Annotated in this window: 18 protein-coding genes; 14 read left to right on the forward strand and 4 right to left on the reverse strand. The window is 57.8% G+C overall.

Translation table 11 applies throughout. From position 1 onward, the window contains the following. Positions 1-77 precede the first annotated feature (77 nt). The 4 genes from ACWJJK_RS08915 (at position 78) to ACWJJK_RS08930 (ending at position 3,673) form a co-directional block, all read left to right on the forward strand. Positions 78-542: an MgtC/SapB family protein gene (locus ACWJJK_RS08915; protein WP_077731073.1), complete on the forward strand. Its 465-nt coding sequence runs from the start codon at positions 78-80 to the stop codon at positions 540-542. A gap of 232 nt (positions 543-774) precedes the next feature. Beyond that, positions 775-1,395, forward strand: coding sequence for a glycoside hydrolase family 19 protein (locus ACWJJK_RS08920; RefSeq protein ID WP_454128895.1), 621 nt, complete (start codon positions 775-777; stop codon positions 1,393-1,395). A gap of 102 nt (positions 1,396-1,497) precedes the next feature. Then, on the forward strand, positions 1,498-2,088 hold the full coding sequence (locus ACWJJK_RS08925; protein ID WP_434130616.1) for a DUF1176 domain-containing protein: 591 nt from the start codon (positions 1,498-1,500) through the stop codon (positions 2,086-2,088). A gap of 499 nt (positions 2,089-2,587) precedes the next feature. Next, the gene (locus ACWJJK_RS08930) at positions 2,588-3,673 is read left to right on the forward strand and encodes a hypothetical protein (RefSeq protein ID WP_156879964.1); all 1,086 of its coding nucleotides are present in this window, start codon (positions 2,588-2,590) and stop codon (positions 3,671-3,673) included. Between the two features lie 402 nt (positions 3,674-4,075). Here the strand turns inward: ACWJJK_RS08930 and ACWJJK_RS08935 are convergent, their stop codons facing one another. Then, positions 4,076-5,179, reverse strand: a complete 1,104-nt coding sequence (locus tag ACWJJK_RS08935; protein ID WP_156879963.1) for a hypothetical protein — start codon at positions 5,177-5,179, stop codon at positions 4,076-4,078. A gap of 561 nt (positions 5,180-5,740) precedes the next feature. Between ACWJJK_RS08935 and ACWJJK_RS08940 the strand changes: the two genes are divergently transcribed. The 3 genes from ACWJJK_RS08940 (at position 5,741) to ACWJJK_RS08950 (ending at position 8,407) form a co-directional block, all read left to right on the forward strand. Beyond that, on the forward strand, positions 5,741-6,262 hold the full coding sequence (locus tag ACWJJK_RS08940) for a helix-turn-helix domain-containing protein (protein WP_156882070.1): 522 nt from the start codon (positions 5,741-5,743) through the stop codon (positions 6,260-6,262). Further along, the gene (locus ACWJJK_RS08945; protein ID WP_156881976.1) at positions 6,259-6,798 is read left to right on the forward strand and encodes an IS630 family transposase; all 540 of its coding nucleotides are present in this window, start codon (positions 6,259-6,261) and stop codon (positions 6,796-6,798) included. The genes ACWJJK_RS08940 and ACWJJK_RS08945 overlap by 4 nt, the downstream gene beginning before the upstream one ends. Before the next feature lie 115 nt (positions 6,799-6,913). After that, complete coding sequence (locus ACWJJK_RS08950) at positions 6,914-8,407, forward strand: hypothetical protein (RefSeq protein ID WP_454128896.1); 1,494 nt, start codon at positions 6,914-6,916, stop codon at positions 8,405-8,407. A gap of 75 nt (positions 8,408-8,482) precedes the next feature. On the opposite strand, the gene ACWJJK_RS08955 is transcribed toward ACWJJK_RS08950, so the two are convergent. After that, a complete protein-coding gene (locus ACWJJK_RS08955) occupies positions 8,483-8,632 on the reverse strand; it encodes a hypothetical protein (protein ID WP_156881698.1) in 150 nt (49 codons plus the stop codon). A gap of 11 nt (positions 8,633-8,643) precedes the next feature. Here ACWJJK_RS08955 and ACWJJK_RS08960 point away from each other — a divergent pair, with 11 nt between their 5' ends. Then, entirely contained in the window at positions 8,644-8,958 is a 315-nt protein-coding gene (locus ACWJJK_RS08960; RefSeq protein ID WP_077731068.1) for an ATP-binding protein, read from the forward strand. Between the two features lie 1,035 nt (positions 8,959-9,993). Here ACWJJK_RS08960 and ACWJJK_RS08965 read toward each other — a convergent pair. After that, complete coding sequence (locus ACWJJK_RS08965; RefSeq protein ID WP_156881699.1) at positions 9,994-11,061, reverse strand: NAD(P)-dependent alcohol dehydrogenase; 1,068 nt, start codon at positions 11,059-11,061, stop codon at positions 9,994-9,996. 291 nt (positions 11,062-11,352) lie between these two features. Here ACWJJK_RS08965 and ACWJJK_RS08970 point away from each other — a divergent pair, with 291 nt between their 5' ends. The 6 genes from ACWJJK_RS08970 (at position 11,353) to ACWJJK_RS08995 (ending at position 16,722) form a co-directional block, all read left to right on the forward strand. Continuing rightward, on the forward strand, positions 11,353-11,742 hold the full coding sequence (locus ACWJJK_RS08970; RefSeq protein ID WP_156881700.1) for a CopG family transcriptional regulator: 390 nt from the start codon (positions 11,353-11,355) through the stop codon (positions 11,740-11,742). A gap of 102 nt (positions 11,743-11,844) precedes the next feature. Further along, entirely contained in the window at positions 11,845-13,098 is a 1,254-nt protein-coding gene (locus ACWJJK_RS08975; protein WP_156881701.1) for an extracellular catalytic domain type 1 short-chain-length polyhydroxyalkanoate depolymerase, read from the forward strand. A 175-nt stretch (positions 13,099-13,273) separates the two neighbouring features. After that, positions 13,274-14,056, forward strand: coding sequence for a 3-hydroxybutyrate dehydrogenase (locus ACWJJK_RS08980; protein WP_434113048.1), 783 nt, complete (start codon positions 13,274-13,276; stop codon positions 14,054-14,056). Positions 14,057-14,122: 66 nt separating this feature from the next. Further along, positions 14,123-14,944, forward strand: coding sequence for an alpha/beta fold hydrolase (locus ACWJJK_RS08985; protein ID WP_156881703.1), 822 nt, complete (start codon positions 14,123-14,125; stop codon positions 14,942-14,944). A gap of 264 nt (positions 14,945-15,208) precedes the next feature. Then, positions 15,209-16,420 carry a molybdopterin-dependent oxidoreductase gene (locus ACWJJK_RS08990; protein ID WP_156881704.1) on the forward strand — a complete coding sequence of 404 codons (1,212 nt, stop codon included), beginning with the start codon at positions 15,209-15,211 and terminating at the stop codon, positions 16,418-16,420. Beyond that, on the forward strand, positions 16,417-16,722 hold the full coding sequence (locus tag ACWJJK_RS08995; protein WP_454128897.1) for a cytochrome c: 306 nt from the start codon (positions 16,417-16,419) through the stop codon (positions 16,720-16,722). Before ACWJJK_RS08990 ends, ACWJJK_RS08995 begins: the two co-directional genes overlap by 4 nt. A 427-nt stretch (positions 16,723-17,149) precedes the next feature. On the opposite strand, the gene ACWJJK_RS09000 is transcribed toward ACWJJK_RS08995, so the two are convergent. Next, positions 17,150-17,539: a hypothetical protein gene (locus ACWJJK_RS09000; RefSeq protein ID WP_434113044.1), complete on the reverse strand. Its 390-nt coding sequence runs from the start codon at positions 17,537-17,539 to the stop codon at positions 17,150-17,152. Positions 17,540-17,605 lie beyond the last annotated feature (66 nt).

The raw sequence follows: 17,605 nt of genomic DNA on the forward strand, positions 1-17,605 counted from the left end.
GGCTATGGTCTCCCCGGGCAGTGGAAAAGACGGAAATCGGTCGGACCGAGAACGCTGTAGCACAGCAGGACAATCAGATGGATCTACTGAACTGGAACTGGAGCGAATTTCTGTCTCACGTGCTCAAGCTTGCAGGAGCGTTCGTACTCGCCCTGCCGATCGCCCTGGAGCGCGAAAGAACGACCCGCACCTTGGGATTGCGGACTTTCCCTCTGGTTGCGCTAGCAAGTTGCGGTTATATCCTGGTCGGGGAGTCGGTCGTCGGTACCGCTCAGGATGCGCAGGCGCGCATCATCTCCGGATTGATGACGGGTATCGGCTTTATCGGCGGCGGAGCGATTTTGAAGACGTCGACAGGTGTCCGGGGAACGGCCACGGCGGCTAGCCTATGGTCGACCGGCGCAATCGGCGCTTCGGTCGCCCACGGCTTGTATGAGATCGCCGTGCTGATCAGTACGATCAATTTTCTGACTTTGCAGTTTCTGACGCCGATCGAGCGTCGAATGGGCAAAAAGGATCGGCCGGATTTGGAGGACTCTTGACGCGCAGATCGACGTTTTCGGTCAGCCGCCGCACATTCTGACGTTGCAGAGACCGTGGTTTGTGAGGGGGCGGCTAGCGTGGAAGCGCTCCCGACGGGAATCGAGGGAGGCGATGTTTCCGGACAGATCGGATTCGTGATGGAATAAGCTCACCGCTTGATCGCTCGCTGCCGCGGGTGAGGTTTCGCGGCGGCGATCACGAATTTTCAAAAAAGAAAGTGGGGGGCAAGTTATGTTCGTGTTCGACAGGAATGAGTTTTTCGAGGACTATCGTTCCGCGTTCGGACCCATGACGCAATACCGGGTCGACGCGCTGGAGTTTCTGCTTGGCGAAATCGAACAGGATATCCGTTTCGACGGGACGGATACAGACCGGCAACAGTTGGCCTACTGCCTGGCGACATTCAAATGGGAAACGGCAAACACGATGAGGCCGATCGACGAGCACGGCTCGGCGGCCTACTTTGAATCCCGCTATGGATCGCATACCTCGGTAGGCCGGCGGCTGGGCAATCTTTACCCGGGCGATGGCAATCTTTTTCACGGGCGCGGTTTTGTACAGCTGACAGGCCGAAACAACTACGAGAGAGCGGGAAGATTTCTGAACGTGGATCTGATCTCGAACCCCGATAAAGCAAAGGAGCCCAAGCTGGCTTATCAAATTGCCGTCCAGGGAATGAAGGAAGGATGGTTCACGGGCAAAAAGCTCGGACATTTCATAAAAGACGGAGTATCGCCCGATTATGAGAATGCTCGAACCATCATCAATGGCCACGACAAGGCTACAACGATCGCCGACATCGCACGCCGATTCGACGGTCTCTTGCGGGCGTCCGCCCTTCAGCGATCATAGCGAAGATGGCATCGGTCGATTTGGGATTCCGTCGGATCGACGGCGCTGCCGTATGAGTCCATTTCGGGAATGTCATGGAGCGCACAGGGAGTTGGGATTGCTATGAAATTGTCCGAGTTCGGCATCACCGCCGCTTTTGTAGGTCTGTTTCTGGTTGCTTCGGGAGTAAAGGCCGGAGGCGATCAAGACAAGTCCGATTTGACTCGAGAGGAGCGAAGCGCCTGGTATCAGAGACTGAAATGGCCCGCTGACTGCGAGGAGAGCTTCCAAAGCCGAGCCGAGGATATTCCCGATGCCGGCCTTACCTTTCATCGCCTGAAGGACAAGCAGTATCTCGTGGAGATACAGTGCTACCTGGGCGCTTATCAACCCGGTTTTGTTTTCATGTTTTATGACGAAGCCCGGACGAAAACGGTATTGTTGAAATTCAAGCGTTATGAGCGCGAGACGGATGGCCGCGTCTCCCGCTATCTTGAAACGGAGCTGAGCGGATTTCCCGAATTCGATGACAAAACGAAGGAGCTGAAAGTCTGGTCGAAATCCCGCGGCATCGGAGACTGCGGCTCGATCGTCGTTTACACTTTTCGGAACGGCCAGCCGGTCGTCAAGGAAGCTCGGGCTCAAGCCTGTCAGGACGACCCCGACGCTCCATTTGCGGAGCCGGAAGCCTGGCCGAGAGTCAGAAATCCTTAAAGCCTTCGGGCAGGAGACTTGCGAAGAAGGTTGAAGCCGAACGCCGGTGTCGGTGAGACGATCGCCATGGTCGTTGACGCTAAGTACATTCCGCAAATATTTGCGGAATCTCGACAGATTGGCTTGATTGGCGGGGTTGTCCTGCAGGTTGCCTATGCCGCAAGACTTCCCTGAATGTACTTAGAGCATTTTCATGCCTACTGTACGGGCATTCGCGCGTAGGTCGGGAATCCTTTCCCGACACCACGTCCCGGCCGAGCGTCTTCGTCGGCAAAGGATTGCCGACCTACGAAAGCTTGAGTCGATCTACCCTGGCCGAAGGCGCCAACGACTCCTGCCAGGCCTGTTTTGCCGTACGAGCGAGATGAAAAAGCTCTAGCCGGCCTGGACAAAATAACAACAACCGGACTTACGCATTTTGCCCTTTTTCCTTCGAGAGACGGAAGAAGAGTCCATTTTCGTAAGTCCTGAACAACGTCGAGACTGGAGGGGTGCCATCATGCTGAAATCGATCGATATCCTAATCGGGCTTTCTGTCGTCATGCTGATCGTCAGCATGGCGGTGACTCTGATGACTCAGGCCATGCTGGCTCTGCGTCAAAGTCGCGGAAAGCACTTGCTGGCCGGACTCGTGGACCTGCTCGAGCAGCTCGATCCCGGCGTGGAGCGGCGCTGCGCCGAGGAGATAGCGAAGATGATTCTACGCAGTCCAATCCTCAACGGCGGCAAAATATTCGGTTTGATCCGGTATGGCGAGGTGATTCACCGCGAGGAGCTCACCAAGATGCTGCTCGACCTGGCATCGCGAGACCCGAAGGACGTGACGATGACCGAGCTGCAACAGACAGCGCTCAAGGGATTGAAGAAAGTGATGGCGGAAAACGGTATCTCCGACCCCGACCAAACGCTGAAGAATATCCATATGGCGGCCCTCCAACTGGAGAAATCCAACCCCGAACTCGCCCACGACGTCCGCCAGAATATTGCCCTGTTGCAGGAAGCCGCCAGCCAATTCTTGGCGAAAATCAACTTGCGGTTTGATTCGGTCATTGATCGCGTCAGCGAACGCTTCACCTTCGGTGCCCGCGTTTGGACTTTCGTCAGCGCTACGGTGGTAGCCGTCGTGCTGCAACTGGACACGGTGACGCTGGTGAACCGATTTGCCATGGACGACGCCATGCGAACCGCTTTTGTCGAGGAGGCGATGAAGATCGATCAGGCACAGTATGTCGTAGCCAGCTTGGAGGCTCAATCCGCCACGCCGTTGCCCATGTCGGACAAAATCGAGAGGCAGTATTTCACGTTCCTGGCCAAGCAGGGCGTGATATTGCCGCCTACCTCTCTCGAGCTATGGTTTGACAACTGGAAAAATGTGAACCTTCCGGGGCTGATGATCTCCATCCTGCTGCTCAGCCTCGGCGCGCCTTTCTGGTACAGCGTACTGAACAGGTCATTGCAATTGCGATCGGTCCTTGCGCAAAAAGACGACATACAGCGCGTGATTCGGCACACCACTCAGCCTGCGGGAGAGGTTTCCGACGGCGGTGTCGGCACAAGCGGTGGCAGACGTTCGAGCGGTCCGTAAAGGCGGCGATGTCAGGCGGTGCCGGAACCGGCCCGTCACTTTGAATAGTCGGGTACATCCCTTTGGGAACAAGGTGTCGTGACACGTGATCAGCCGATCACGCTTTGCTACCCGAGACCGTGTTCCGAGCCGCGTCACTTTAGGAATCTCTGACTAAAATCCTTCGACAGGCTCAGGACGAACGGAATCAATACGTTATTCCAAATTGCTTTCAATAAGGAATTAATTTTTGTAGGGTGGGTTAGGCCGCGAGGCCGTAACCCACCAAGCGGCCTCGAATCGGTGGGTTACGCTTCGCTAACCCACCCTACAATTAATGTTCACTCGAATGCCGAATGGAATTACCGTTCGTCCTGAGCCTGTCGAAGTGCGTGAACGGAATCCACTTGTTCAGAGTTTCCTTTACTTTACGATGGTGATGCTCGGAACGCCCGGTTTCGGAAGTTCGGTCACCGTCATCTGAAAAATCTGCGAGAGCACCCGAAAGGCCGTTTGGTTCCACGATGACCGACGGCTTGGACGCACGGCGAAGTATCTCCCTCGATACTTCACCACAACGTCCGCATCTGCGGGCGGCCTGCTGGATTCGGAAATCTCGATGACCGAGACCGGATTTTCGCCGACCGGCGGTGTTCGCGGATCCTTGGGAACGTCCCTTTCGGGTTCTGCGGCGAGGGTTCGGCCAATGAAATACATGATGTTGCTAAAGCTTCGCAGCCTGAATTTGCCGTGCAGCGGATATTCGCCGCCCGGATAGCCGGGACGAATATCGACCAGGAGGTCGTTGGGTGCATTTTTTTCGGCCTCGTCATTCAGCCGTATTCGCTCCTCATTGCTCAAAAGGAGGGGATCGTAGTTCGTCAGAACCGTTCGACCGACGACTTGCTTGGTCAGATGATAAATCGGCGTCGTTGAATCCGGCGCAATGGAATACTCCTGCTCCAATGCCTGAAATTCCTTTCCGCTAATCGACTCGGAAGGCAGCGTCCAGTGACGCTCGAAGATCAGGGGCTCCGCGTACAACTGGTCACGATCCTGAATCGATGACAGGTGCAGCACGATGCGCCGAAAAGCGGCGTAATCGCGCCGGTTTCGAGGCCGATTGTGAAATACCGCTTCTTCGCCTTGAGTGCGAAATTCCAGCGTCACCAAACGCAGCAGATCGACATCGATATTCTGACGCAGCAGCAAGGTCAGCTTGTCTTCGGATAATGGCGTCAGCAATCGCTGCGTAAATTGTTCGCCTTCCATGGGAACGATACTGATGGTCGGATTTTCCGACGCCGAGCCGCCGAAAATGGGCATCAGCGTGGTGCCGCTATTCCCCGTAAACGGCGGGGTGGCCCCCGCATTGACCTGGAAATTCAGCGTCGCGGCAATATTCGAAATCCCGGAAAAATATATTGGCTGATTGAAGCGGGCACGCGCGATATTGAGCAGGAGTTGCCTCGACATCACGTCCGCACTGGATTCGTTATAGGCGATCGCCAGATGATCAAGCGCCATGGGTGACAGACAGCTCGAAAGTCCGGCCGCGAAAAAGGCTAAAGCGAGCAGGCGAAATAGCGGTGCGGCGCTTCGCAGGCCGCGAACTGCTGAACAGTCTCGCAGCATGATGACCGGCACAGGCTATGGATTCGGGAATTCATCAAGCCAGGATACTGTACGGATACTCTGAATCGAGGCCATTGATATTCGTCAGGTTCCGGCCGGGAGTGACTTGGTTCCCAGTTTACTGAAGCGTATCCGCTCTGCCGCATAACCCGATCCTCCACGAACATATGCCGACCGGCAGGAGTCGGCCAACCACTACCCCGTAGCTGACGTTCGGCTCGAGATCGTTTTTCGGGTGGGATAACCGGCACTTCCGTGCCGAATGTGGCGGCGGATTGTCCTGAACGGATAGTTAGGGCCACCGAAGTGAACTTCTGCTGTTCGGCCATTTCTGCCGTTCGCATTTAGTTTTCAGCCGGCTTCGAATGTCGGCTTTATGGAACCATGAGCGAATTGGTACTTTCCGCTAAGTACATCCCATAAAGTTCTGCGGAAAGGGCGTACACTGGTGGCATGAAAGCCATCCTGATCCCCCCGTTGGGCAAAGCGCAACAGAGTGAGTTAGACACCCTGTATCGAAAGACCAAGGACCCACGACTCCGAACTCGTGCCCAGATGGTCTTGCTCTCGGCCGAGCGGGGTCTCAAAGCGCTGGAGATCGCGGGGATCGTGCGGGAGAGCGAGGACACCGTGGTGCGGTGGCTGAAACGGTATCAGAGCGAAGGCGTGGACGGGCTGAAAGATGCGCCGCGAGCGGGACGGCAAGCCAAAGTGACGGCGGCGTATCGGGCCGCCCTGGTGGCGGCGGTACGGCGCCGTCCGCGCAGTTTGGACCTGCCGTTTTCCATATGGACCCTGCAACGGCTGGTGGATTACCTGGCCGAGCAAACCGGGATTCGCATCGCTCTGGAAACCCTGCGCCAAACCTTGAAGCGCGAAGGGATTGTGCTCAGTCGTCCGCAGCATAAGATCAGCAGCCCTGATCCAGACTATGCGGTGAAAAAAAAGCGGTCGAAGACACCCGTGATCACTTGAAACCGGGCGATGTGTTTTACTACGCCGACGAGTTTAACCTCAGTTGGCTGCCTACCTTGACGGCGTTGTGGAGCCCGGTAGGCCAGCAAATTATGATTCCGACCCCAGGTCAGCCTAAGAAGCGCTATGGGTTGGGAGCGGTGAATTACCATACCGGTGAAACCGTGGTCTTATTCAAACGACACAAGCGCCGTCGGGAGGTGGCCGAACTGCTGCAAGCCATAGTGGACCAGCATCCCACGGGGACGATTTACGTCGCGTGGGACAATGCCGACACGCATCAAGACGACGAGATCGAAGCGGTCGTGCGCGGAGCCGCCGGGCGACTGGTCCTGCTGTACTTGCCGACCTATAGCCCTTGGCTCAACCCGATCGAGATGCTGTGGCGCCATTTCCGCCGCGAAGTGACCCATTGCGAACTCTTCGAGACGGTGGCCGCCTTGCTCCAAGCCGCCCGCGAGTTCTTCGACCGTCACAACCGCTCTCCACAGCTGGTGCTCTCGATTATCGGTTCCTATGCCGTAAAAGTTTCATGAATGTACTTAGTGCAGGCCGCTCGCGGCAAATATTCCGGGAGGTTACGAGAGAAATCTCCGAGTGTCCCGGTCTAATTTAGCCAATCTCTCTATTTTGCTGCGGGAAGAAAACGTCATGAAAGGAAAGAAGCCCACGGGGCTGCCCGGCTTGCTGGTCGGTTTGACTGCGGTGTTTGGCACAGTTACAACAGGTATATCTCATGCGCAAAGCGGCACCCCGGATCCCACCTTTGGTGTCATCGGACGGGTGGTCACGACCTTCGAGACCGCTACTGATCAGGCGTTTGCTGTGGCCATCCAGCCCGACGGCAAGATCGTGGCGGCCGGATTCACTACTTCCCCCATTGCCAATGGCGACAACAACTTCGCCGTAGTCCGCTATAACCCCGATGGCACCATGGATCCGACCTTCGGCACGGGCGGCGGAGTCATCACGAATTTCCGGGCTGACGTACCCACGGGTGACCCCGATAGCCCCAGCAGAAACAGCTCGGATACGGCGCGCGCCATCCTGATTCAACCCGACGGCAAGATCGTGGTTGGAGGGTTTTCCGACGCGCCCAATGGCGACAACAACTTCGCCTTGGTTCGCTATAACCCCGACGGCAGCGTGGATCTGACCTTTGGGGATAATGCCATCTTCCCAGGCACGACACTCACGGATTTTCGTCAATTACCCGATGGGACTCGTTCGCTTGACCAACTCAGAGCCCTCGCCCTCCAGCCCGACGGCAAGATTGTGGCGGTAGGTTTTTCGAATGCGCCTAACGGCGAGGGTAATTTTGCCTTGGTCCGGTACAATCCCGATGGCATCATCGATCCGACCTTCGGCGATAATGCCATCTTCCCAGGCACCGTGCTCACCGATTTTGGCAATCGTAGCGTGGATGACGCCTTTGCTGTGGCCATGCAGTCCGACGGTCAGCTCGTGGTGGCAGGCAGCACGTCCCCCGCCCCCGATTGTCCGGCGGCCTTCGGCCTCGTTCGATACAACAATGGCGTTCCGAATACCAATTTCGGGCCCAATAACCGGGTAGCGACCTGTCTTCGTGGCACAAGCGCCCAGGCCAGCGCGCTCGTCGTCCAGCCCGATGGCCGGATCGTGGCGGTCGGAACGACCAACGGTCCCAACGGGGATCTTAACTTCGGTTTGGCGCGGTACAATCTGGATGGCACCCTCGATCCGACCTTTAATGCCGACTCGATCAACCCTGGGCTCTCGATCACGGACTTTGATAACCGTGCGCTTGACGATGGGACCGTCGAGCGCAGCGCTGACTTTGCGACTGCGGCCGCGATGCAGGCAGACGGCCGGATCGTGGTGGCAGGAACGTCCAACGCCCCCCTTGGCGTGGGCAATACCAACTTCGCCCTGGTCCGCTACGATCTGAATGGTGTCGCGATAACCGACTTCGGGTCCAACAACCGGGTGCTGACCGATTTGGCCAACACGACCGGCGACCACGTCTTGAATAGCAGCACGGACCAGGTCCAGGCCATCGCCATTCAGCCCGATGGCCTGATCGTGGTGGCAGGCGGTTCTGACGCGCCTATCGCCGCTGTCGGCGGTCCCAGCTTCAACTTCGCCCTGGTGCGGTATCTCCCATAAGGGGCGTACGCTTGCGAGACAGCAACCGAGTGGCTGCCTATTGAGTAGTGTCCCGGAAGCCTAAGCTTTATCAGCTTACAGAAAGCGTCTATCGACCTTGCCGCAGTGCTGCAGCAGGCGATTGAAACCTGCCAGCCGCTCATTCAAGCCCGCCGTCACAAGCTGATCGCCTCGCTGCCCGATCAGCCGCTCGGGCCGGACGGGGATAGCCTGCGCTTGGCCCAAGTGGTGTCGATCTGCTCAACAATGCCGCCAAATATACGCCCGAAGGCGGCACAATTTGGCTGGAGGCGGCGTGTGAGCAGGATGACGCCGTCATTTGGATCCGGGATACCGGCGAAGGCATTCCGAAGGCGTTGCTGCCCTACCTGTTTGATGTCTTCACCCAAGCCGAGCGCACCCTGGACCGGTTCCAAGGCAGGTTGGGGCTCGGCCTGACTATCGTCCAGCGCTGTGGCGCTGCACGGAGGCCCGGTGGAGGCCAAGAGCGCAGGCCCCGATCAGGGAGTGAATTCATCGTGCGGCTGCCCCTGAGCGAAGGGCAGGCTTGACGGGCGCTGGCCTTGCGCGACTCCAGGCGCAACGCGGTTGACGATGATCTGGCCACATATTCGGCGCTCGAGCCAACGTTGGAAGTGCACAGCCCGCACGTTGTAGTTCCAGCGCCGCGTCGTGGCTGGCCCCGGTCCGCTGTGGTTATTGAATCGAATGACCGCTGCGGGCACGAACCACTTATAGGAGGCAACCGCACGGAATGTCGGAAGTCGACCGCGTTAGCGAGGATGCTTTCGCCGCTAGAATGTAGGAATGAGATCGAAAGCCAGCTTTAGAGCGTTTTCCGAATCGGTGTAAGGGATTCGGATATGTAGGTCGGCAATCCCTTGCCGACGTATCGGCTCGGCGAAGGGCTTTGTCGGAAGGGTCGCGACTAAAGCGACCGTTTGCGATTGGAAGGGTCGCGACTAAAGCGACCGTTTGCGATTGGGAAGGGATTGCCGACCTACGTTCTCCCCTCCTGGAACGAATCCGTACACCGGGATGGAAAACGCTCTAAGTACATTCCGCAAATACTTGCGGAATCTCGACTGATTGGCTTGATTGGCGGGGTTGTCCTGCAGGTTGCCTATGCCGCAAGACTTCCCTGAATGTACTTGGAACTGGCATCGTGTGGAAGACCCGCTTTACACGTCAGGAGTACGCCCCCTGTCCATTTGTGCGCAATGGCCCATGCCAAAGTCGAACCGCGACGCATCGGACTGCGAACGCGTGAGCAGCATAGAGCGCGTGCCAGCATCGAGAGTATCCATGCACAAGCCATCTACCGTGGTGGGTTACGGCATTCACGCTATATCGGCCTGCCCAAGACTCAGTGCAGCCCATCATCACGTCCGTGGCGGCGAACCCGGTTGGGCTCGGTTTCGGGTGAAACGGTAACCCGTAACATCCCTTGCAGATCGCGGTTTGCAGCCCTCACACGGTCTGTTTTGACCGCTCGAAGAAGCTTATTGAATAAGCCAATCGGATGAACAGATGAACTCTTCCTGATCGTCCACGCTTCTGTTTTGCCGGCATGATCATTTTCCTGATCAAGCCGTGGCGGTTTCCTGCTTCAACGACGCCAGATCGATAACGAAGCGGTACTTCACGTCGCTCTTGAGCATGCGGTCGTATGCGTCATTGATCTCTTGGATAGGAATGAGTTCGATGTCCGAGACGATGCCGTGATCGGCACAGAAGTCGAGCATTTCCTGCGTCTCCTTGATCCCGCCGATAAGCGAGCCCACCATTCGTCGGCGTCTGAAGATCAGGTTGGCGACGCCGGGTGACGGATGCGGCGTATCCGGAACCCCGATCAAGCACAGCGTGCCGTCACGTTTGAGCAGCTCGATATAGGCGTCCAGGTTATGCGATGCGGCCACGGTATCGAGGATGAAGTCGAAGCTGTTGACGTGCTTCTTCATCTCATCGGGGTTCTTTGAAATCACCACTTCGTCGGCGCCCAGCCGCTTGGCGTCCTCGGTCTTGTCCGGAGAAGTCGTGAACAGCACCACATGCGATCCAAAAGCATGGGCGAACTTCACCCCCATGTGGCCCAAGCCGCCGAGTCCGACGATTCCGACCTTCTGGCCTTGGCCCACCTGCCAATGACGCAGCGGCGAATAGGTGGTGATGCCCGCGCACAAGAGCGGCGCGGCGGCGGCGAGATCGAGCTTTTGGGGCAGGCGCAGTACGAAATGCTCATCGACCACGATCACATTGGAGTACCCGCCGTAAGTCATCTTTCCCGTGTGCTTGTCGGGACTGTTATAAGTCAACGTGAGTTCGTTCTGACAATACTGCTCCAGATTCTCGCGACAATCTGGACAGGTGCGGCAGGAATCGACCATGCACCCCACGGCGGCCAAGTCGCCGGCCTTGAAGGTTTTCACTTCGTCGCCGACCGCGGTCACCCGCCCGACAATCTCGTGCCCGGGCACCACCGGGTAGACGGTGTTCTGCCATTCGCTGCGGACCGTATGGAGATCCGAATGGCAGACCCCGCAGTAGAGGATTTCAATCTGCACGTCCTGTGGACCCGGTTCGCGCCGCTCGAAGCGGAACGGACCCAGCGGCGCACTCATGCTGTGGGCAGCATATCCGATGGTTTTGATCATGGAGAGCTCCTTATTCCGTTTCTTAAACGGACCGTGTTTAGGACGGTTTGTTCGATTTACTTCCTGGCTCCCCATATAAAGAGGATATGTGCAATAGGCGGACATCAATGGCCACATACTGGTAAACGGTATTCTAAAGCGATTGGGTAGATCCGAATCCGCCACGCTGCGTGATGTTCGTAGGGGACTGTCAGCCACGAAACCGTTCGGCCGCGGGCACCCCTTGACAGTCCCCCGTTTCGGAGTAGGCTACCATCCCATTGGATGGCTATGAGATGGTAAGCAGAAGGTATGGCAGGGGAGACCGAGAAAATTACGATCAACTTGGGGTTCGTGGACCTCGGGCAGATCGATTTGCTGGTGCAGGAAGGCTTCTATTCCAACCGCACCGACTTCATTCGTACCGCGATACGCAACCAACTTGCCGCCCACGCGGAGGTGGTGAAACAAACCGTGGCCCGCAAGACCCTGGTTCTCGGCCTGCAGGAGTACACCCGCCGCGATCTGGAAGCGGTACGGACGGCCGGACAGAGGCTGCAAATTCAGGTGCTGGGCCTGGTCATCATCGGCGATGATGTCTCGCCCGAACTGGCACGGGACACCATCGAGTCCATCACGGTACTAGGGGCCTTGCGGGCCAGTGCGGACGTCAAATCGGCCTTGACCGGCCGCATCCGCTAGACCTTGTTTTCCCGCCTCGCCGGTGGAGATCCACTTACAGCTCACATGTCTCCACCCACCGAACCATGGCCGCTGTTACAATCGCCAAAGGAGACCTGGATTATGACCGACGCACTGCACGCCGTAATGGCGGAAGCCACCCGGCTCACCCGCTCGGGCCGGCTCGATGAAGCCGCCGCCCTCATCCGGCGCACGCTCCGGGGCGGTTTCGCACCCGACACGTCCTCGAAGACCTCCGACTCTTCCGGTCACGAACCTATTGACAGCACGTGCCGCGTCATCGACGACATTTCCCAACTCACGCCGCCACCGGAGAGCGGGGCATCGGCGCATGGGAGCCCGCACGACGCGAGCCCATCCTCCGCGCCGTCGTCCGCCTTCGAGGCTACGTTTCGTTCGCTTCGAACCGGACTCGAATCCATAATAACCAAACCGAGCCAGTCAAACCCGGACATTCAGGCAGGAGGGCAGTTCATGACAGGTTCCTTCACCAACCCGGCCGGAACCCGCGCCTATAAGCTCTATATTCCCAGCGGCTACCACGGACAAGCCCTACCGCTGATCGTCATGCTCCATGGCTGCGCCCAGGACCCGGACGACTTCGCCGCGGGCACCCGCATGAATATCCTGGCGGAACGGGAGGGATTTTTCGTGCTGTACCCCGAGCAAGCGCCCCAAGCCAATCCGTCCCGATGCTGGAACTGGTTCAAGGCGAGCGACCAGCACCGGGATCATGGCGAACCGTCCATCCTTGCCGACATGACCCGGCACATCGTGAGCACCCATGGCATTGACGCCGGGCGGGTCTACGTGGCTGGACACTCGGCAGGCGGGGCGATGGCCATGGTCATGGGAGTGAACTACCCTGAGCTCTACGCCGCCATCGGCGTCCATTCCGGACTCCCTTACGGCGTCGCTCATGACATCCCCTCCGCCTTCGCGGCCATGCAGCAGGGGGAAACCGCTGCGCTGCTGCAGCGGGAAAGCAGTTTTCCGGCAGCGCTGAAAGCACTCCGGATCGTCCCCACCATCGTCTTTCATGGAGACCGGGACACCACGGTTCACCCCGGCAATGGCGATCGGGTTTTGGCGCAGTGGGCGACCGTACACTCAGGCGCGGGAAGAAAATTGCGGGTCACGGCAAACCGGAGTCAGGTGCCTCACGGGCATTCCTATACCCACTCCATCTATCACGACGCGAGCGGCCAGGTCGTCATGGAGCAGTGGCTAGTTCATGGGGCGGGCCACGGCTGGTCGGGCGGAAGTCCTGATGTCTCGTATACCGACCCCAAGGGACCCAGCGCCTCGGAGGAGATGGTCCGGTTTTTCCGGAAGCACTCGCAGGGCAAACCGTAAGAACTCGGCGAGCCGGTGAGAAGCCTCTTGCGTTCCTGTCTAACCGGGAAGTTTTTGGGTTGCGAGCGCATCACTATCAGGAGATCGTCCAGTAAGCGGAAGGTCTCCCGGAACCTAAACGAAGACCACGAGGTCCATGGATGAGGCGTCCATAGGGAATGGCGGAGAAAAAATCATGCTCCATGGGAAGATAGCCCTGGTCACCGGTTCCACCCGCGGCATCGGTCTCGGCATCGCCACCGAACTCGCCCGGCAGGGCTGCCATATCGGTTTGAATGGCTTCGGGGAGATCGAGGAGATCGAGAGATTGGCGCAGCGCTTGAGCCACGCTCAGGGTGTGAAAACTGCCTATTACCCCGCAGACCTCTCACAACCGGCTGCCATCCGCGGCATGATCCAAGCGGTGGAGGCTGATTTCGGTGCCGTTGACATTTTGGTCAACAACGCCGGTATTCAGTATGTGGCACCGCTGGAGGAATTTCCGGATGCGCAGTGGGAGACCGTGCTCGCCGTCAATCTTTCAGCCGCTTTCCATACCATCAAAGCCGCGCTGCCGGGCATGAAGCGGCGCGGTTGGGGACGGATCATCAACATTGCCTCAACCCACGGCCTGGTAGGCAGCGAGGGCAAGGCCGCTTATGTGGCGGCGAAGCATGGCCTCCTGGGTCTGACCAAGGTCGTGGCTCTGGAGACGGCTAACGCCGGCATCACCTGCAACGCGATTTGCCCAGGTTGGGTGCTGACCCCGCTGGTCGAAAAACAGATTGAGGACTTGGCCCGACAGCAGGGTATTTCGCCGGAAGAGGCCAAACTGGCGCTCCTGCGCGAAAAGCAGCCTATGCTCCAATTTTCGACCCCGGAGGACATTGGCGCCTGGACCGCTGTCCTGTGCAGCGAGGCGGCCAAGACGACCACGGGGGCGGCCTTTCCGGTCGATGGGGGCTGGATCGCCCGCTGACCGGCTCAGGACGGAGCCGCTCAAGGCCAAGCTCGGCAACGGAAACCCGCCGCTTAAGGAATGAGCATGCCCAGACTTCAAATACGAGGTGCAGAACTCCATTATGAAAGCCTGGGGCACGGCCCGTCCCTGCTTTTCATCCACGGCCTAGGCTCCAGCACACGGGATTGGGAAGCTCAGCTCGCTTACTTTTCTCCACGTTTTCACGTGGTCACGTTCGACCTCCGCGGCCATGGCCGATCGGACAAGCCGCCCGGCCCCTACAGTATTCTTGGGTTTGCGGCGGACACGGCGGAACTGATCCGCTTGCTCTCCCTGGGTCCGACTCACGTTGTCGGCCTCTCGATGGGAGGCATGATCGCTTTTCAGCTCGCCATCAGCGCCCCGGAACTCGTGCAGAGCCTGGTGATTGTCAACAGCGGCCCGGAATTCATCCTCCGTACGCTCAGAGCACGACTGCAGATCGTCCAACGGAAACTCATCGTCCGGTTGCTGGGGATGCGCCAAATGGGAAAGGTTCTGGGCAAGCGTCTCTTCCCCGAGCCGGAACAGGCAGAACTCCGACAGCTATTCATCGATCGGTGGGCCGAGAATGATCCGCGGGCTTACCTTGACGCTTTGCGGGCTTTGATCGGATGGACCGTGGCGGATCATCTCGACGCCATTCACTGCCCGGCCCTCGTGATCACTTCGGATCAGGATTACACGCCGATAGCGGTCAAGGAAACCTATGTAGCCAGAATGCCGCAGGCGGAGCTTGCGATCATCCGCGACGCACGGCACATGCTGCCTCTGGAGCGTCCGGACGCGTTCAATCAGGTACTGATGGAGTTCCTATTAAAGCATCGGCCCTTTCTCCGAAACCTTCCCGAGTCTCGCGAAGGATAGCTATGCCGGGAAGCAAATCGGGACGGTATACGTTTCCGGGTGATTTCGGTCCTGCTGCTCCGGACCGAGGGCATACCTTGAAAGCTTTAGGCTTCCATCACTCGATCCTTAAGACCTTTGATTGGACCCGCGTCAGCGTTTCGGTTAAGTCATCTCGGCTCATGATCTGATCGACTCGTCCGAAGCTGCAACGTTCGATCGGTCAGGGAGGTCTTAGTTGAAACCGGGAAATAAAGTATGCCCTAAGAATTGGAGAATGAGACCTTGGATAGGCGGACTTTTCTCAAGGGTTTGGTTGGCGGGGTCGTTGTGACCTGGCCGGGCTTGTTGGTGCCGCGATCATTGCGGGCCGGCGAGTTGCCGATCGGTGCGGTGGAAAGCGCCGTGCGGACGGCATTGTCCGGCAAGAAGCCCCTCATCAAGCGCACCTACCGGCCACCGAACTTCGAGACCCCGGTCAGGGGTTTCAGCGGCGTCATCACGCCGAACGACCAGTTCTTCGTGCGCTGGCACCTTGCCCATATTCCGCAAGTGGCCGCCGAAACCTGGCGGCTTGGGGTAGGTGGCGATTCGGTGGAGCATCCCTTCGAGTTGACGCTGGACCAGCTCAAGCGGGATTTCGAGCCCGTCGAACTGTTTGCCGTGTGCCAATGTGCCGGGAATCGCCGCGGCTTTTCCGAGCCGCATGTGCCCGGCGTCCAATGGGGGGCGGGCGCCATGGGCAATGCGCGATGGAAGGGCGCTCGCCTCAAGGACGTGCTGGCGAGAGCAGGACTCAAGTCGGATGCGCTGGAAATCGTCTTCGACGGCGCCGATTACGGAGCTATCGACGAGACCCCCGATTTCGTCAAGAGTCTTCCGCTATGGAAAGCCCTCGACGAGAACACCCTGGTCGCCTACGAGATGAACGGCGAGGCCCTGCCTCATTGGAACGGCTTTCCGGTACGACTGGTGGTGCCCGGTTGGTCGGGGACCTACTGGGTGAAGCAGCTGACGTCCATCAGCGCGATGCCGAAACCGGAAACGGGATTCTGGATGAGCAGGGCTTACCGGATACCGAAAGACAAATTCCCGCACATCGAGCGATTTCTTTCGCAAGAAGGGGAGGACAATACGCCGATCACCGATATGGTGGTCAATTCTCTCATGACCAACATCGAGGAAGGGCAGCGCTTGCATGCGGGCAAACCGGTGACGGTCAAAGGGCTTGCGTGGGACGGGGGGCATGGAATCCGAACGGTCGAAGTTTCGGTGAACGGCGGCAGGACGTGGCGGGACGCGCAGCTCGAACAGGACTACGGTCGTTTCTCGTTCCGCGCCTGGCACCACACCTTCACGCCGCGACGGGGCGGCAAATCTGTGCTCATGGCGAGGGCGACGAACCGGCAGGGAAGCACCCAGGTTTATGAACTCATCTTCAATCCAGCGGGTTACCACAACAACGTGGTGCAACGGATCAACATGGTGGTCGCATGAGTGCCCATGCCATGAAGATGCTCAACACGCTGCTGCCGGCGCTAGTCGCGGTTTTTTCCACTAGCGCCTTTGCGGGAGAGGCGCAGATAGAGCTCAAGGAAGGGGCGGGACGCGATACCGTGATGGCCAATTGCGTCATGTGCCACAGTATCGACTATATCCAGATGAACTCCATTTTCATGAAAAGAACCGACTGGCAAGCGACCGTCGACAAAATGGTGAATGTCATGGGAGCGCCGATCAGCCAGGACGACATTTCGGTGATTCTGGATTATCTGACGACGTATTACGGCGTCGAATAACGGCGTTAGAGCGTTTTGATCTCGCTCGTACGGCAAAACAGGCTTGGCCGGAGTCGTTGGCGCCTTCGGCCAGGGTAGATCGACTCAAGCATTCGTAGGTCAATCGCAAACGGTCGCTTTAGTCGCGACCCTTCCGACGAAGACGCTCGGCCGGGACGTGGCGTCGGGAAAGGATTCCCGACCTACTCGCGAGTGCCCGTACAGTCGGTATGAAAATGCTCTAAGTACATTCCGCAAATATTTGCCGAATCTCGACAGATTGGCTTGATTGGCGGGGTTGTCGTGCAGGTTGCCTATGCCGCAAGACTTCCCTGAATGTACTTAGAACGCCGCGTTCAGATCGGCAATCCAACCCGGCGGAATGATCTTATCGTGGAAGCGATCCGCACCGACGGCGCAGGTATAGGCCGTGCGGAAGGGTGTAATCTCAATCGATTTTTTCCAGTGCCGGAGATTTGGCTTTGAACAACTCGGCTGCAAGCTCGAGTTGAGCCGTCAATGGCGGTATAGCAGGAATTTCCCAGGCTTTTCCTGCGATACGGGACAATAAGTTATTCAGCCAAAGGCGGTCCGATTTTGCCTGGTGGATAATGAATCTGTAGGAATCACCGTCCTTAAAAACAGCAAAATCTTCCAGATAAACTTCAATTGCTTCCTGTTCACCGTAGAGCCTTGTTTGAACGTAGATTGTTCGCGCGTCGAGATCAAAACGAAATTTCTTTAATTCTGCAATACCCTTAAGGATTATATTCGCCACCCAAATAATCAATCTATTGGGTGTCAATTTTATTGCCATTTTTATTAAGCTGGATTTCATACTCATTTCTTTCACCTTGGTTCGCTAACATAATAAGTTTTATAGTATATTGTTCCGGCGCTTACT

This window comes from Methylocaldum gracile (assembly GCF_053646815.1).

What these genes read in the sequence shown, in the direction of transcription:
- ACWJJK_RS08915 (WP_077731073.1), top strand. Translation starts at nt 78, where the DNA reads ATGGATCTACTGAACTGGAACTGGAGCGAATTTCTGTCTCACGTGCTC.
- ACWJJK_RS08920 (WP_454128895.1), top strand. Translation starts at nt 775, where the DNA reads ATGTTCGTGTTCGACAGGAATGAGTTTTTCGAGGACTATCGTTCCGCG.
- ACWJJK_RS08925 (WP_434130616.1), top strand. Translation starts at nt 1,498, where the DNA reads ATGAAATTGTCCGAGTTCGGCATCACCGCCGCTTTTGTAGGTCTGTTT.
- ACWJJK_RS08930 (WP_156879964.1), top strand. Translation starts at nt 2,588, where the DNA reads ATGCTGAAATCGATCGATATCCTAATCGGGCTTTCTGTCGTCATGCTG.
- ACWJJK_RS08935 (WP_156879963.1), bottom strand. Translation starts at nt 5,179, where the DNA reads ATGGCGCTTGATCATCTGGCGATCGCCTATAACGAATCCAGTGCGGAC.
- ACWJJK_RS08940 (WP_156882070.1), top strand. Translation starts at nt 5,741, where the DNA reads ATGAAAGCCATCCTGATCCCCCCGTTGGGCAAAGCGCAACAGAGTGAG.
- ACWJJK_RS08950 (WP_454128896.1), top strand. Translation starts at nt 6,914, where the DNA reads ATGAAAGGAAAGAAGCCCACGGGGCTGCCCGGCTTGCTGGTCGGTTTG.
- ACWJJK_RS08965 (WP_156881699.1), bottom strand. Translation starts at nt 11,061, where the DNA reads ATGATCAAAACCATCGGATATGCTGCCCACAGCATGAGTGCGCCGCTG.
- ACWJJK_RS08970 (WP_156881700.1), top strand. Translation starts at nt 11,353, where the DNA reads ATGGCAGGGGAGACCGAGAAAATTACGATCAACTTGGGGTTCGTGGAC.
- ACWJJK_RS08975 (WP_156881701.1), top strand. Translation starts at nt 11,845, where the DNA reads ATGACCGACGCACTGCACGCCGTAATGGCGGAAGCCACCCGGCTCACC.
- ACWJJK_RS08980 (WP_434113048.1), top strand. Translation starts at nt 13,274, where the DNA reads ATGCTCCATGGGAAGATAGCCCTGGTCACCGGTTCCACCCGCGGCATC.
- ACWJJK_RS08985 (WP_156881703.1), top strand. Translation starts at nt 14,123, where the DNA reads ATGCCCAGACTTCAAATACGAGGTGCAGAACTCCATTATGAAAGCCTG.
- ACWJJK_RS08995 (WP_454128897.1), top strand. Translation starts at nt 16,417, where the DNA reads ATGAGTGCCCATGCCATGAAGATGCTCAACACGCTGCTGCCGGCGCTA.
- ACWJJK_RS09000 (WP_434113044.1), bottom strand. Translation starts at nt 17,539, where the DNA reads ATGAAATCCAGCTTAATAAAAATGGCAATAAAATTGACACCCAATAGA.